This is a genomic window from Xanthomonas sp. NCPPB 3569, from assembly GCF_041475645.2.
Taxonomy (GTDB): Bacteria; Pseudomonadota; Gammaproteobacteria; order Xanthomonadales; family Xanthomonadaceae; genus Xanthomonas; species Xanthomonas phaseoli.
On record NZ_CM192969.1, the window covers coordinates 327,835 to 343,223 of the forward strand.

The 15,389-nt window shown below is 66.3% G+C and carries 7 protein-coding genes, 2 pseudogenes and 1 riboswitch; of the genes and pseudogenes, 4 read left to right on the plus strand and 5 right to left on the minus strand.

Annotation, left to right across the window (positions count from 1 at the left end; all coding sequences use genetic code 11):
* Window position 1: 1 nt before the first annotated feature.
* The gene (locus ACCQ03_RS01265) at window positions 2-2,401 is read left to right on the plus strand and encodes a GH36-type glycosyl hydrolase domain-containing protein (RefSeq protein WP_209227716.1); all 2,400 of its coding nucleotides are present in this window, start codon (window positions 2-4) and stop codon (window positions 2,399-2,401) included.
* A gap of 92 nt (window positions 2,402-2,493) precedes the next feature.
* Here ACCQ03_RS01265 and ACCQ03_RS01270 read toward each other — a convergent pair whose 3' ends face one another.
* Window positions 2,494-5,136, minus strand: coding sequence for a glycosyl hydrolase 115 family protein (locus ACCQ03_RS01270; protein WP_209227714.1), 2,643 nt, complete (start codon window positions 5,134-5,136; stop codon window positions 2,494-2,496).
* Window positions 5,137-5,482: 346 nt separating this feature from the next.
* Between ACCQ03_RS01270 and ACCQ03_RS01275 the strand changes: the two genes are divergently transcribed.
* Together ACCQ03_RS01275 and ACCQ03_RS01280 are read left to right on the plus strand one after the other, a co-directional pair.
* The gene (locus ACCQ03_RS01275; protein ID WP_209227712.1) at window positions 5,483-5,779 is read left to right on the plus strand and encodes a hypothetical protein; all 297 of its coding nucleotides are present in this window, start codon (window positions 5,483-5,485) and stop codon (window positions 5,777-5,779) included.
* 42 nt (window positions 5,780-5,821) lie between these two features.
* Complete coding sequence (locus ACCQ03_RS01280; protein WP_228507658.1) at window positions 5,822-9,274, plus strand: hybrid sensor histidine kinase/response regulator; 3,453 nt, start codon at window positions 5,822-5,824, stop codon at window positions 9,272-9,274.
* 166 nt (window positions 9,275-9,440) lie between these two features.
* Here the strand turns inward: ACCQ03_RS01280 and ACCQ03_RS01285 are convergent, their stop codons facing one another.
* The 4 genes and pseudogenes from ACCQ03_RS01285 to ACCQ03_RS01300 form a co-directional block, all read right to left on the minus strand.
* Window positions 9,441-10,025, minus strand: a complete 585-nt coding sequence (locus tag ACCQ03_RS01285) for a manganese efflux pump MntP (RefSeq protein ID WP_150147359.1) — start codon at window positions 10,023-10,025, stop codon at window positions 9,441-9,443.
* 12 nt (window positions 10,026-10,037) lie between these two features.
* A riboswitch (yybP-ykoY riboswitch) is annotated at window positions 10,038-10,199 on the minus strand.
* A gap of 79 nt (window positions 10,200-10,278) precedes the next feature.
* Window positions 10,279-11,766: a S41 family peptidase gene (locus tag ACCQ03_RS01290; protein WP_209227738.1), complete on the minus strand. Its 1,488-nt coding sequence runs from the start codon at window positions 11,764-11,766 to the stop codon at window positions 10,279-10,281.
* 152 nt (window positions 11,767-11,918) lie between these two features.
* Window positions 11,919-13,047, minus strand: a pseudogene (locus tag ACCQ03_RS01295) (helix-turn-helix domain-containing protein).
* Between the two features lie 113 nt (window positions 13,048-13,160).
* Entirely contained in the window at window positions 13,161-13,910 is a 750-nt protein-coding gene (locus tag ACCQ03_RS01300; protein ID WP_057678013.1) for an IclR family transcriptional regulator, read from the minus strand.
* Between the two features lie 180 nt (window positions 13,911-14,090).
* Here ACCQ03_RS01300 and fucP point away from each other — a divergent pair.
* Window positions 14,091-15,387: pseudogene (gene fucP, locus ACCQ03_RS01305) on the plus strand (L-fucose:H+ symporter permease).
* Window positions 15,388-15,389: the final 2 nt, after the last annotated feature.

Below are 15,389 nucleotides of genomic sequence, written 5' to 3' on the forward strand. Positions count from 1 at the left end.
CGTGTCTGCAACGCCCCACGCCACGTCCGATGCGCTGTCCAGCTTGATGGCGCCCAGCGCCGATGGTGCGCGCTATACGCTCTACAGCCCCACCGCAATGCCCAATGCCGGCGGCTTCCTGTGGAACCGCCGCATGATGGTGCAGCTGACCTGCCGCGGTTATGCCACCGGCCAGTTCATGCAGCCGGAACCATCGAAATACGCGCATGCACCGATGCTGGAAGCACGCAATTTCATGATGCCGGAGCAGCCGTACTACGCGCATCATCCCGGTCGGTTCTTTTATCTCAAGGACGAAGACACCGGCGCGTTGTATTCGGTGCCGCACGAGCCGGTGCGCGCGCAGCCGCAAGCGTTCGAGTTCTCTGCCGGCAAGCACGATGTGCGCTGGCGGGTGCGCCATGACGACATCGTGGTGGAATTGTGCGTTTCCCTCCCCACCGACGATGCGGTGGAGCTGTGGGAATGTCGTGTGCACAACGTGTCCGGGCGCGCGCGCAGGCTGAGCCTGTATGCCTATTTCCCGGTCGGCTACATGTCGTGGATGCATCAGTCCGGCGGTTACGAGCCGGGCTTGGGCGCAATCGTCTGCCGTAGCGTGGCGCCGTATCAGAAGGTGGACGACTACTTCCGCCAGCGCGATTTCAAGGATTGCACCTTCCTGCTGCACGAGCAGACGCCGGTGGCCTGGGACGCGCAGCAGATGGCATTCGAAGGCGAGGGTGGCCTGCACGCACCCTCGGCGGTGCAGGCCGAGCAGCTGGGCAACCACGATGCGCATTACGAAACGCCGGCCGCCGCGTTGCAATACCGGCTGACATTGGAAGCCGATGCGGCCAGCGTGTATCGCTTCGCATTCGGGCCGGCCAAGGACGATGCCGAAATTGCCGCATTGCGGGCGCGCTATCTCTCCGAAGCCGGTTTCGCCCAGGCGGCGCGTGAATATGCGGACTATCTGCAGGCTGGCCGTGGCTGCGTGCAGATCGCCACACCCGACGCGGCGCTGGACAACATGGTCAACCATTGGTTGCCGCGCCAGGTGTTCTATCACGGCGACGTCAATCGCCTGACCACCGATCCGCAGACGCGCAATTTTCTGCAGGACCACATGGGCATGGCCTACCTGCAGCCTGCCACCGCACGCGCGGCGCTGTTGCATGCCCTGTCGCAGCAGGAGCCCAGCGGCGCAATGCCGGACGGCATCCTGTTGGTGGAAGGCGCCGAGCTCAAATACATCAACCAGGTGCCGCATACCGACCACTGCGTGTGGTTGCCGATCTTCCTGAGCGCGTATCTGTCCGAGACCGGCGATACCAGCATCCTGGAGGCGATCGTGCAAACCCATGACGGGCAGCGCCTGAGCGTTGCCGAGCGCCTGGACGCGGCCATGCAGTGGCTGCTGGACGCGCGCGATGCACGCGGGTTGAGCTTCATCGCCCAGGGTGACTGGAACGACCCGATGAACATGGTCGGCTGGCGCGGCAAGGGGGTGTCCGGCTGGCTGACCGTGGCCACCGCGTACGCGCTGCGGCTGTGGTCGGACATCTGCGCTGCGCACGGACGCAGCGCAAAGGCCGACAGGTTTGGCGAGGCGGTGGGCGCGGTCAATGCCGATGCCAACCGTGAACTATGGGACGGCAACTGGTACGCGCGCGGCATCACCGACGACGGGCTGCGCTTCGGCATCGCCGACGATGTGGAGGGGCGCATCTATCTCAATCCGCAGAGTTTCGCGCTGCTGGCCGGCACTGCCGATGCGCAGCAACGTGCGGCGCTGCTGGAGGCGGTGCGCGAGCAGCTGCACACGCCGTATGGCCCGGTGATGCTGGCGCCGGCATATACGCACATGCGCGATGACGTGGGGCGGCTGACGCAGAAGTGGCCGGGCGCGGCGGAAAACGGTGCGGTGTACAACCACGCGGCGGCATTCTATTTGTACAGCCTGTACCAGATTGGCGAGGCCGACCGCGCCTGGGAGATCCTGCGCGCTTTGCTGCCGGGGCCAACCCGCGAGGATGTACTGCAACGCGGCCACCTGCCGGTGTCGTTGCCCAACTACTACCGTGGCGCGTGGCATCAATACCCGCGCACAGCCGGGCGCTCGAGCCAGCTGTTCAACACCGGCACGGTGGCGTGGGTGTATCGCTGCGTGCTGGAAGGCTTGTTCGGGTTGGTCGGACAGGGCGATACGCTGGCGATCCGTCCGCAGCTGCCGTCGCACTGGCCGCACGCGCGTGCCAGGCGCCAGTTCCGTGGTGCGGACTTCGATGTCACGCTGACGCGCGAGCCGGGCCGCACCGCGATGGAGGTGCGGGTCGATGGCGAGCTCTGTCCGGAACAGCGCATCGGCAACATTGCGCGCGGGCAGGTGTATCGGGTCGAGGTACGGCTGCCCGAATGAGTCCGCGGGCCATCGCCGCCTCAGCGTTGGCGGCGGCGATGGCCGGCTGAAAGCGCCAGAGCGCGCTCGCGACGCGCTCCAGGTGGCGCGCGTCAGCGTGCCGGCGCAGGCCCCAGATAGGACACAGGCACCGGCACGGTGCTCAGCACGAGCTTCTCAAGGACGATGTTGTCGTCGATCCGGAAGACCTTGATCGTGTGCCGACCCTTCGCCAGCGTGCCCATCTGCGCCGATACGAACACCGCATTGTCCCGCACCGCGGTTGCCCAGGCTTTTTCGGCGGGCGTGTTCTGTGCCCCGCCGGTGGGGTGCAGTTCCCAATTGACGGTGGTCACCGGACCGTCGTCGATGGAGACGCCGAGGCGGAGCGGCCCGCGGTTGGACGTGTCCAGTGTGGGCGCAAGATACAAGCCGAGCGTCGCAGGGCCCGGCGTGGTGACGACCACGTCGTACTCCACTGCGACACGGTCTTCGGCCGTGGTGGCAGGCTGCCCCTGCGGCAGCGCGACCAGGGCGCCTTGGGTACGTCCCAGCGCGGGGATCGCGGTCCATTGCAGCCCCTTGTTGGCGATGACCCGCGAATACTTGGGCGCTTCGAGCGATAGCACCCCTGGCGTTTGCGGGGCCGGCGGGGCGAACGCGATGGAGCGCGCGATCCGGTCGGGCGGCGTGTCGCCGCCAACGCGGCTGATCGAGGGCATGGACTGCTGGGTCGGGTCGTTCCAGATCACATAGCTCATGTGGACCTGGTTCATCATGCCGTCCCATTTGCCGCCGTTGATCGTGTGGTAGCGCTGTGTCAGGGCTTTGTCGCGCTCGAAGGTGGTTTCGACCATGTCGGCGAAGTAATTGGCACGTGCATCGTTGCGTGCGGCCAGGCGCTTGTTCCATGCGGCCGCGTAATAGAGCTGGTAGAGATTGGACACTGCCGCGATCGGGTATTCGATCAGCTGGTAATAGGCGTCTTGCTGGTCGGCAGGCAAGCTTGCCTTGACGCCGAGCATGCGCTGCTCGAGCGCCTGCCATTGCGCCACGATGGCGCCGAACTCACCGCCATCCAGCTCGGCTGGCGCACCTTCGCCCAGGGCGAAGCTGTCCTGATCGACCAATTCCGGCTTTCGCCGTGCAACCAGCATGCTGTAGCGGGTGATCAGCTCTCCGATGCGTGCGGCATGCGCGGCGTCGAACGATTCCTGCGCCCATTGCTGCGGGTACGCCGCAAGCGCGCCGGGCGTCATCGCTTCCGGATTCCAAGCCATCTTCAGGAAAAAACTCAGTGGATATTCCATCGGCTTGATATCGCCGACGTTGACCACCCACAGTTGCCGTGCGCCGCGCTGATAGGCCAGATCCATCTGCTGCCAAATCTTTTCGACCTGATTGGTATTGATCCATTTGTAGTTGCGCGGCACCCCCACATAATCGAAGTGGTAGTACACGCCATACCCGCCGGCGCGCTGCAGGTCGGTGACCGGAAGACGGCGGATCTGGCCCCAGTTGTCGTCGGAAAACAGCAGCGTGACATCGTCGGGGACCTGCATTCCGTGGTCGTAGTAGTCCTGCACTTCCTTATAGAGCGCCCACACCTGCGGCGTCTGCGCAGCCGGCGCCTTCGTCACATCGGCAATGATGGCGCGCTGGTCCGCCACAACCTTTTCCAGTAGATGGCTGGCCGTGCTCTCGGCCATCGGTTCGTCGCCATCGCCGCGCATGCCGACCGTCACCAGGCTGTCGTAGCGCTGGCCGCCGCCCTTGGACATCATCCGCGCGATGCCGCCCTTCCAGAACGCACGCAGGTTGGCGGCATTGCGGGTGTAGTCCCAGGGACCGCCGCTGTTGGGGATGCTCTTGAGATGCCACTCCTTCTGCGCACGCATCATCGGCTCATGATGGGAGGTGCCCATGACGATGCCCATCTGATCGGCCAGCACCATGTTGTTGGGATCATCGACATTGAATGCCTTGCCCCACATCGCCGGCCACAGATAGTTGGCCTTCATGCGCAGGCCCAGCTCGAAGACATGCGCGTACATCTTCGCGTTGACCCCGCCGAATTTCTTCATCGCCCAGCCCTTCAAGGCCGGGTCTTCGTCGTTGATGAAGAAGCCGCGGTAGCGCACCTTCGGCGCATCGGACACGCTGCCGCGGGTGATGAACAGGTTGGAGCGATGCGCCGTTGCGACGTCGGCAAACCAGTACCACGGCGACACGCCAATCTTCTCCGAGACATCGTAGGTACCGAAGACCGCGCCACGGCGATCGGCGCCGACGATGACAAGCGCCCGATCGATCTGCGGCGTGGGGCGATCGACGACAATCTGCGTGTACGCCTCCCAGCGCTGCAGCAGGGCGCGCCTGTCGATTTTGCCGGCGGCGATGAGCGCGTCGATGATCGGGCTGTGGCCGAGCGTGCCCACGATCACGGCCGCTCCGCGGACGCCTGCCAGATCGGTGCTCACGCCACTGCTGTGGCCGGCAACCCGTTGCAGGTCGGCCGCGAAATTGTCGGCCACCGATCGCACGGCGGAATCGGCCGAGGCATCGACCACGACCGTGGCCGGCAGCTCCGAGCGGATCAGCGCAAACGCACCGGCGCTGTCGCGTTCGCACACCGACACCGGCGTGGTACACGCCCAGGCACCGTCGGCGGCGAAAAGGCCGGCAACGATGATCAGCAGGGATCGCACGCCCGACGGCGCAATGGACGAGGTCTGGCTTCTGGCTTGAACGGACATGGGCTCTCCACACCTGCGGTGCTGGTTTCTGGATGGGTGCGACACACGGATCGACTGCACTGCCAGGCGACGGGCGCGGCCGATGCACGCATCGGTATGCGCGGCGCCTGCACGCCGGGACGCATTCCATCGCGTGGTGATGAATGCGCATCGCGGTGGCTGCCGTCGTTGCACTGCAATAGTCAATCGCATCGCGCGGTGGCGCAGGCGATAGCGATGCGGGGAAGAGGCATTGCTGCAATGCAAAACGCCATCGCGCAACGAAACGCTTGGAGCATCGTCCGATTCAAGGTGGACAGACAGTATGGTGTGTTAGCGCTAACATCAAGCCTGGAGTCCGCAGGTCGTGTCTGTCGCTTGCATGTGTTCGCCGATCGCGGCGCTGGCAGCGGTGCGATTCGACGGTGCTGGCATGGTGGAACAGGCCACGGGCGCCGCAGCGGTGGTCGCACACCAACCACGGATATGCCCGCAGTTCGCGCGGGCATGTGCGCGCGTCTTCGATGCCAATGCCTGGCAAGGTGCCGGCCGCGGATTCCCCAAGGCCTTGCTTAGCCCGGCAGGGTTCGTGGCGCATGCCGATGCAACCCACGGCCGACGTCGCCCGACCCGGATGCTGCGCCTGCAACGCCAACGTGCGTGACTGCGTAAACTCCACCGCTGGCGCTGCGCCACGTCGGAGGACATGTTGGTCTCGAGCTGGATCCTGTTGCTGGTGTCCCTGGGTTACGCAGCCCTGCTGTTCGGGGTGGCGTGGTGGGGCGATCGCCGTCCGCTGTATCCGGAGCGGCCGTGGCTGCGGCCGGCGGTCTACAGCCTGGCGCTGGCGGTGTATTGCTCGTCGTGGACCTTCTACGGCGCGGTCGGCTCGGCGGTGCGCAATGGCATCGGCTACCTGCCGATCTACCTGGGCCCGCTGCTGTTGCTGCTGTTCGGCTGGCGCATCATCGAGCGGCTGGCACTGATCGCGCGCGCCGAAAATACCGTTTCCATCGCCGATTTCATCTCCTCGCGCTACGGCCGCTCGCGCCGGCTGGCCGCGTTGGTGGCGGTGATCGCGCTGATCGGCATCGTTCCGTACTTGGCGCTGCAATACAAAGCGGTGGCGATGAGCCTGGAAGTGTTGACCGGGCATAGCAGCGCCGGGCGCGGCATCTTCGCCGACCCGGCGTTGTATGTGGCATTGCTGATGGCCTTGTTCGCCACCTTGTTCGGCACCCGCCAGGTCGACGCCACCGAACACCACCGCGGCATGATGCTGGCGATCGCGCTGGAGTCGGTGATCAAGCTGGTTGCCATCGTGGCGGTGGGGCTGTTCGCATGGCTGTGGTTGAGCGAGCACCAACTGCATATCGCCGATTCGGCGCGCACGCTGTTCGAGCACACGCCGTCGGTGGGCTTCATTTCGCAGACATTGCTGAGTTTTCTGGCGGTGATCTGCCTGCCGCGCCAGTTCCATGTGGCGGTGGTCGAATGCAGCGATGTCGGCGATATCCGCCGTGCGCGTTGGTTCTTCGGCGCCTATCTGGTGATCATCTCGGCGATGGTGGTGCCGATCGCCTCGGCGGGCATCGCGTTGTTCGGCAAGGGCAGTGCGGTGGTCGACGATGCGGTGGTGCTGGCCCTGCCGCTGAGCCAGGGCAACACGGTGCTGGCGCTGGTGGCGTATGTGGGCGGGTTTTCCGCGGCCACCGGCATGGTGATCGTGGCCAGCATCGCGTTGGCCACCATGGTCAGCAACGACCTGGTGATGCCGGTGCTGCTGCGTCGCCGTGGCAGCGCCGATGCGCGCGCGGCGGTGGCCTCGCGCGTGTTGTGGATCCGACGTGTTGCGATCCTGCTGCTGGCGCTCATTGCCTACGGATATCACCGCAGCGTGGCCAACGACACCACGCTGGCCGCGTACGGATTGATGGCGTTTGCCGCGGTAGCGCAATTTGCGCCCGGTGTGATCGGCGGGCTGTATTGGCGTGGCGCCAGCCGCAAGGGCGTGGAGACCGGCATGGCGCTCGGCTTCATGACCTGGATCTACACGCTGCTGCTGCCGGCGGCCACGCGCGCCGGCTGGCTGCAGGCGGACTGGCTGGTGGACGGGCCGTTCGGTATCGCCTGGCTGCAGCCGCAGCAGCTGTTCGGCATGCGCGGCTGGGACCCGCTGGCGCATGGCACGTTCTGGTCGCTGCTGATCAACGTGGGCGCGATGATGCTGGTCTCTGCGCGCTGGCGTCCGGGCGTGGACGAACGCCTGCGTGCCGCGCCGTTCCTGGATCCGTACGCGCAGCGCCCGGCGGTGGCCGGCGAGTGGCCGGGGCATGTGCGGGTTGGCGACCTGCAGGCGCTGGCCGAACGCGTGGTGGGCGAGCGGCATGCGCGGCGCGCGTTCGTGGAGCAGGCGCAATTGCTGGAACGCGAACTGCAGCCGACGGTGGTGGCCGACCGCGCCTGGGTGCAGTTCACCGAACGCCTGCTGGCCGCCTCCATCGGCGCCGCCTCCGCACGCCTGGTGCTGACCAGCCTGTTGCGCGGTTCGGGCATGGAACTGGGCGAAGTGGTGGCGGTGCTGGACGAAGCCGGCCAGGAGCTGCGCTTCAATCGCGAGATTCTGTCCACCACGCTGGAAAACATCAGCGCCGCGGTCAGCGTGGTCGACCCGGACATGCGCTTGACCGCCTGGAACCGGCGTTATCAGCAGTTGTTCGGCTATCCCGATGGCATGTTGTACGTGGGCCGGCCGGTGGCCGACCTGATCCGCTACAACGCCGAGCGCGGCGAACTGGGCGAGGGCGATATCGAAGACCAGATCGATCGCCGGATCCGGCATATGCGCGCCGGCTCGCCGCATGTGTTCGAACGCACCCGCAGCGACGGCAAGGTGATCGAGATGCGCGGTCAGGCGCTGCCGGGCGGTGGCTACGTCACCAGCTACAACGACATCACCGACTACAAGCGCGCCGAACGCGCATTGCTGGACGCCAACGAAAATCTGGAGCAACGCGTGGCCGATCGCTCGCGCGAGGCCGAGCTGGCGCAACAATCCAAGACCCGCTTTCTGGCAGCCATCAGTCACGACGTGTTGCAGCCGCTCAACGCTGCGCGCCTGTTCGCCTCGGCCTTGCGCGAGAGCCTTCAGCACAACGAAGAGCAACGGCATCTGGCCGAACGCGTGGATGCCTCGCTGCGTGCGGCCGAAGAATTGCTCGACGGCCTGCTCGACGTCTCGCGCCTGGATGCCGGTGGGTTGCGTCCCACGGTCGAGGATTTCGACGCCAGCGCGCTGATGCACGAGCTGGCCGCGCAATACGCGCCGGTGGCAGCCAGCCGTGGTCTTCGGCTACAGGTGCATGTGCGCGCGATCTGGGTGCGCAGCGACCGCCGCCTGCTGCGCCGGGTGATGCAGAACTTCCTGGCCAATGCGTTGCGCTACACGCGCCAGGGCCGCATCGTGCTGGGCATGCGTGGGCGCGGGCAGCAGGTGGAGCTGCAGGTGTGGGACACCGGCCCGGGCATTCCCGAGCACCACATGCGGCAGATCTTCGAAGAATTTCGCCGCTATCAGCAGCCCTTCGATTGGGGCGAGCAGGGTCTGGGCTTGGGTCTGTCGATTTGCCAACGCATCTCGCGCCTGCTCGACCACGACCTGAGCGCGCGCAGCCAGGTCGGTCGCGGCAGCATGTTCTCGATCCTGTTGCCGCGTGTGGCGCCGGTTCCGGTGGCACCGCTGTTGCCGGTGACGGCTGCACGTGCATCTCCCAGCGGCGATTCGCTGGCCGGCCTGCGCGTGCTGTGCGTGGACAACGACCGCGAAATTCTCGATGGCATGCGCGCGCTGCTCGGCCGCTGGCAGGTGGAAGTGATCACCGCCAGCACCGTGGACCAGGCGCTGGAACGTGCGCGCGAACAGCCGGACCTGATGCTGGTGGATTACCACCTGCACGACCGCATGGATGGCCTGGACACGCTCGATGCCGTGCAAGCCGCCGCGCCGGCGCCGATCGCCGGCGCCCTGCTTACGGCCGACGGTCGCGACGAACTCAAGCAGCTTGCGCGCGAACGCGGGTATCGGTTGCTGACCAAGCCGGTGAAGCCGGCGTCGCTGCGCGCGTTCCTGAGCGCCTACCACGATGCAAAGACACGCTGAAAGGTGCACCTGTGCATCGCGACATGCGGGGATGCACGCCGCAGCGATCACGCATTCCATGATGCCGATCGCGTGCGGTTCGCACGCCCACGCAGCGTAGGAGCGCACCCGGGCGCGATGGCGGCTTTACCAGGAAAACCCGCCGCGCCCAGGTGCGCTCCTACGGCTACGCCGCACCGCCCAGGTGCTCGTAAAGAATCACGCTGCCGACGATCACCAGGATCAATCCACCCAGGATTTCGGCGCGCTTGCCGATCAGATTGCCGAGCGCGCGGCCCAGCATCACGCCGGCAGTGACCATGCTGAAGGTGCACAGGCCCACCACCACCGCCACCACGCCGATGTGCACATCCAGAAACGCCAGGCTGACGCCGACCGCCATCGCATCGATGCTGGTGGCAAAGCCGGTGGTGGCCAAGCCCAGCAAGCCATGCCGTTTTGGCGTCTCGGAGGCTGCATCTTCGGCATCCTCCGGCCCGTTGCGCAGGCCGGCCACGATCATGTGGGTCCCCAATGCGCCCAGCAGCACGAAGGCGATCCAGTGATCGTAGGCAGACACATAACTGGCTGCGGCACGGCCCAGCAGCCAGCCGATCACCGGGGTGATCGCTTCGATGCAGCCGAAGATCAGGCCGGCGCGCAGTGCATCGCGCCACTGCGGCTTGCGCATTGCCGCGCCCTTGCCGATCGCCGCGGCGAACGCATCGGTCGACATCGCAAAACCGATCAACACAATGGAAAAAGGAGACATCGACACTCTCGGGTTGGGCACGGTCACAACGGCATGCGCCCGCGCCAACCGTCGTCGTGCACGCATGCCGCTGGTCTCGCCAAACCGAAACTGGTTGCCTGCACCACGGCGCACTGGCCGAGTATGTTGATGCAGGCGCTTTCGATGCACGAAAGCAGGCTACTCCCCAAGGGGCGCGCAGTGTACCAACGCATTGCCGCGTTCGGTGCGTTTGCACTGCACGCGAAGGTCGGTCTGATCTTTATAGCCGTGGCTATGCGGGCGCATCCTGGTCGCCCTGCGGCGGTGTTCCATCACCCCGCAGCAAGGCGCGCACCACGTCCATTTCCGCGTCGCGACCGTCTTGCAGATCCTGCGCCGTGATGTGCACGGGCACATCGGGCAATACGCCGCGATCCGGTTGGGCGCTGATCGGAAACTGCCCAACCACTGGCAGGTCCACTTCGATCTGCGAGTTGGGCAGATGCAGGAAGAAAAAAGCACTGCCGTTGATGCCACGCAGGTTGCCGCCGGTGGGCTGGCCGACCAGCGTGGCCAGGCCGTTGCGCTGCACCTGTTGTGCAAACTCGAAGGTGGCCGAGCTGTTCTCGGCACTGGTCAACACGAAGACCTGGCCGGCGAAGTGCGGCGTGCGCAGTGGCAGGTACGCTTGCGCCGCTGCGCCGCGTGGAGAATCGAGTGCGTAGAAACGCGCGTCGTAGGCGCGCGCACGCGTGCCCCAATCGCGGAAGGAGCGATCCCAGGTCGTGACAGACGATGCCAACGCATCGGGCAGGCGCCGATAGCGCACCAAGTTGCGCACGGGCGGCACGGCCACTTCGCCTGCGGCCAGATAACCAAGCAGCACGCTGCCCACATCCAGCCCGCCCTCGTTGCCACGCAGATCGATCACCAGCGCACGCACGCGGCGCTCGGCAAGGCGAGCGAAGCTGCGCGCCAAGAAGGCGTGCCAGTCCCAGCGGCTCTCATAGAGCGCCCAGTCCGGCATGCGCAGGATCGCCAGATCGGTCGAATCCATCGTCAGCGTCCATGCCGGTGCTGCGCTGTCGCGTGCACGCTGGGGCGCCATTGCATTGCGCTGCGCCGCGTCGATGCCGCTGACCCGCAGCGCGCGTGGCGCGTTCGCTCCCGGCGTGCGGACCTGCAGCATCGGGTTGGCGGAAATCTGTGGGAACAGCATCGGCAGGTACACATCGAATGCCTCGATGCGTGCAAACGCCTGCAGCTCCATCTGGGCAACGCGCTTGGCATCGTTGCTGCCGTCCGCGCGTGCCACGCTCATCAGGGCCGCCAGAATCTGCGCGCTGGCAACGCCATCGATCGACAGCACTTCAGTGCCGGGGACCAGGCCGGGCTGATCCGAGCCATTGCGGCTGATGACCATGCGGCCTTGCAGCCAGCGGAAGTGAAACGGGAGCAGCCGCTCGCCGGGGAACAGGGCCTGCTGGATCGGCGCGGGTTGATTGACGAAATTGGGGAAGCTGTGGCCGCAGCGCACGCTGGCTGTCAGGCGCGAAATGGCCAGATAGGCCTGGCCGAGCGTGGCGCCGTGTGCCAGTTCGGCGCGCAGCGCGGCGAAGCGTTGCGCAACCTGCGGCTCGGTAGCGTAGCGGTACAGGCCCGGATGCAACGCCGCATAGGCCTGTTGAAGCACATCGACATCGGCCAGCAGCGCCGGGCCCGACAGCGGGCTGTCCCTGCTCAACGGCGGCGTTGGCGGGGCGGCCCACGCCGGGCACATGGGCAAGCACAGCACGCACCATGACAGGACGCGCCACAACGGCAATGGGTGGGGGCGGATGCGCGGGGACATGGCAACTCCTTGGCAAGAGTCGAGACAATTCCCAACCGCACGGCGGCATGCGCCTCAAATGCCCAATCGCCAAGCGATTTTCAGGATATGGGACGTTGCGTGCGCCGGTAATCGCTGGGCGTGCAGCCAACCTGCGCCCGAAACACCCGGTTGAAGCTGGCCTTGGAGCCGAAGCCGACCGCCAGCGCGATGGACAGGATGTCCTCGTTGCCCGCCAGCAAACGCCGTGCCTCGGCAATGCGCAGCGCGTTGACGAAGGCGCTGAAGCTCAGCCCCAGCCCCTCGTTGAGCGCTCGCGAGAGGTAATTGCTGTTGGTGCCAATGCGGCGCGCCAGCTCGGGCAGGGTGAGGTTCGGCTCGCGCCACCAGCCGTGCGCGCCGACTTCGGCGGCGACGCGTTGACCCAGTGCCTGCCAGTCCTTCTCCGGCGCCGCGGGCTGTGGGCAGGCGGGCGCGGGCAGGTCCGACACAGGCATTTGCGGGTCCAGCATCTGCGCCGCGTCGCGCTGCGGATAGTGCGCGCGCGCATGTCGCCAACCTTCCAGCCCCAGGTAGTAGACCAGGGCGGCGGTGGCCAGATACCGCGGGAACTCGTCGAAGTACGACAGGCGATGCCATAGGCGGTCGCTGGCGGTAAAGCCCAGCCGCAACGCCACCAGCAACGAAGCGGCCAGCAGAAAGCCGCGCAGCCACGGCAGCCGCAGTTCCTCGCGCGCGCTGCTGTGGTGCTCCAGCCAGCGTTGATAGGCCAGGTACTCGCGCCAGGCCAGCGCCAGGTACACCGCCAGCGAGGCCAGCACCAGGGCATCTTGCAGCGGGGCGATCCAGGGTACCTGGACAGCGGCGTTCCAGGCCCACTTGCGTTGCAGCGGCCAGGTGAACAGCCAGGTGTAGTAAGCGCCTTGCAGCAGCGCCGGCAGCAGATGCAGCGCCCAGCGCGGTGGCAACTGCTGGCGATGCCAGTTGGCGCACGTAGAGCCACACCAGCGGGCCGATGGCCAGCTCCCAGAACAGCGGTGCGTAGGTAAGGTCCGGGTAGGCGTCGTAGGCGCCGGCATAGCCGAGCGTGTAGGGCGTGATCAGCGCCACCACCACCAGCAGCAACGCCGCCAGGCAGCGGTTGGCGATGCGGTTGACCGACGTCAGCAGCAACAGGCCCGCACCGAGCACGCCATGCGCGCTGCCGAGCAGCAGGATGGTGCTCCACATCCCGAAGGTGATGCTGGACATGCGATCCCGCGTGGTCGATCGCGCCGAGTATAGAGGCCAACGGCGGCGGCGGCGTTCCGGCCACGGTGGCGCGGCCTTCGCTCGGTGTGCGGCTAGTGCAGCGCGCCGGAAATCTCGGCGGTTGCCGCGCACAGGGCCTGCAACGCCGCTTGCGGGCTCACCAGCGCAGGGCGCCGTTCGATGAAGGGCACCGTGAGCGTGTAGGTGGCGCTGCCGCGTTGCAGGATCGGGGCAGTCAGGTCGACCACGCCCACCACCGCCTCGCTGGGCTGCATGGCATAGCCATCGCGGCGCGCCTGCGCGGCGGCGGCCAGGAACTGCGCGCGCTCGAACGGCACATCGCTGGCCTCGAGCATGTCCAACCAGCGCGCCTGCACCTCCGGCTGCTGGAAGGCGAACAGCACCAGCCCGGAGCTGGAATGCGTCAACGGGCGACGATGCCCCGGGCGTACCACCAGGCCCAGGTCGCTGGGCACGTCCATTTGCGCGATCACCACGATCTGGTCGCCGGACGGCGCAACCAAGTGGCACGGCTGGTAGATCGCATCGGACAGGCGCCGCATCACCGGCAGTGCGGCCTCGCTGATGCTCTGCACGTGCGGCTGCTGCATCCCGAGCATGAACAAGCGGTTGGTCAGCACGTAGTCGCCTTCGCCATCGCGGGTGAGGTAGCCGCGCTCTTCCAGCACCTGCAGCATGCGGAAGATTTCCCCGCGCGAGCGCCCGATGCCCTGCGAGATCGCGCCCATGCTCATCGGCTGCGCCTGGCGGGCGAGCAATTCCAGGATGTCCAGCCCCTTGTCCAGGGCGGGTGCGCGGTACTTGGCGGGTGCGGTGCTCATCCGTTTGCGGGTCCAGGCAAGGTGCGGCGCGCCAGGGTACAGGCATCGCAGGCACGGCGGCGGTGGAAGTCTCTTCGTGCAAATATAAACAAAGATTTTATATTTGCATGACGCTGGCCTGCGCAGTACGCTCGCTCGATTGCAACGCAAGCGCCACAGCCTTGGGAGGGGAACGGTCGCATGCATCACAGTGACATTGCCGCGTCGCCGCGCGGCAACCTGGCGCGCACCGCCATGGTTCCCCTGTTGTTGATCGTCAGCCTGTTCTTTCTATGGGGCATGGCCAACAACCTCAACGACATCCTGATCAAGCAGTTCAAGAAGGCGTTCGAGCTGACCGACCTGCAGGCCGGGCTGGTGCAGAGCGCCTTTTACATGGGCTATTTCGTGTTTGCGATGCCGGCGGCGATGTTCATGCGCCGCTACAGCTACAAGGCCGCGGTGGTGCTGGGCCTGCTGTTGTACGCATGCGGCGCGTTCCTGTTCTATCCGGCCGCGCAAGTGCACACCTACTGGCTGTTCCTGCTGGCGCTGTTCGTGATCGCCAGCGGGCTGGCATTCCTGGAAACCACGGCCAACCCGCTGGTGACCGTGCTAGGTCCGGCCGATGGCGCGGCGCTTGAACCTTGCGCAGGCGTTCAACCCGCTGGGCTCGATCACCGGCGTGCTGGTCGGCCAGCATTTCATCTTCTCCGGCGTGGAGCACACCCCGGCCGAGCTGGCCGCGATGGCGCCGGCCGCGCGCGAGGCGTTTTTCGCCACCGAATCGGCAGCCGTGCAGACGCCCTACCTGATCATCGGTGCGGTGGTGGTGCTGTGGGCGATCCTGATCGCGCTGGTGCGCTTTCCCAGCGGCGCGCCGGAGGCAGGCACCGGCGCCGCGCCCAGGCGCGCACGCTTTGGCGAATTGCTGCGTAACCGCCTGTTCGTGTTTGCGGTGGTGGCGCAGTTCTTCTACGTGGGCGCGCAGGTCGGCATCTGGAGTTACCTGATCCGCTATCTGCAGGACGCAGTGCCCGGCACGCCGGAGAAGACCGCTGCGACCTATCTCACCATCTCGCTGGTGCTGTTCATGGCCGGCCGCTTCATCGGCACCGCGCTGTTGCGCTATCTGGCACCTGCCAAGCTGTTGGCAAGTTTTGCCGTGATCAATCTGGTCCTGTGCGCGGTGGCCATCGCACTGCCGGGGTGGACCGGCTTGTATGCACTGGTGGCGGCGAGCGTGTTCATGTCGGTGATGTTCCCGACCATTTTTGCGCTGGGCCTGGACGGCATGCACGACGATGCCCGCAAGCTGGGCTCGTCCATGCTGGTGATGTCCATCATCGGCGGTGCCCTGCTCACGGCGGTGATGGGCGCGGTGTCGGATATGGCCGGCATCCACTGGGCGATGGTTGTGCCGGGTGCGTGCTTTGCGGTGATTTTGTCGTTCGCGTTGCGCGCCCGTCGCGTGGCGCCCGTGGTTGCAGGAGCCTGAGC

Excerpts from the sequence above, each read along its gene's own strand:
- ACCQ03_RS01270 (WP_209227714.1), bottom strand. The coding sequence starts at position 5,136 with ATGTCCGTTCAAGCCAGAAGCCAGACCTCGTCCATTGCGCCGTCGGGC.
- ACCQ03_RS01280 (WP_228507658.1), top strand. The coding sequence starts at position 5,822 with ATGTTGGTCTCGAGCTGGATCCTGTTGCTGGTGTCCCTGGGTTACGCA.
- ACCQ03_RS01285 (WP_150147359.1), bottom strand. The coding sequence starts at position 10,025 with ATGTCTCCTTTTTCCATTGTGTTGATCGGTTTTGCGATGTCGACCGAT.
- ACCQ03_RS01290 (WP_209227738.1), bottom strand. The coding sequence starts at position 11,766 with ATGTGCCCGGCGTGGGCCGCCCCGCCAACGCCGCCGTTGAGCAGGGAC.
- ACCQ03_RS01300 (WP_057678013.1), bottom strand. The coding sequence starts at position 13,910 with ATGAGCACCGCACCCGCCAAGTACCGCGCACCCGCCCTGGACAAGGGG.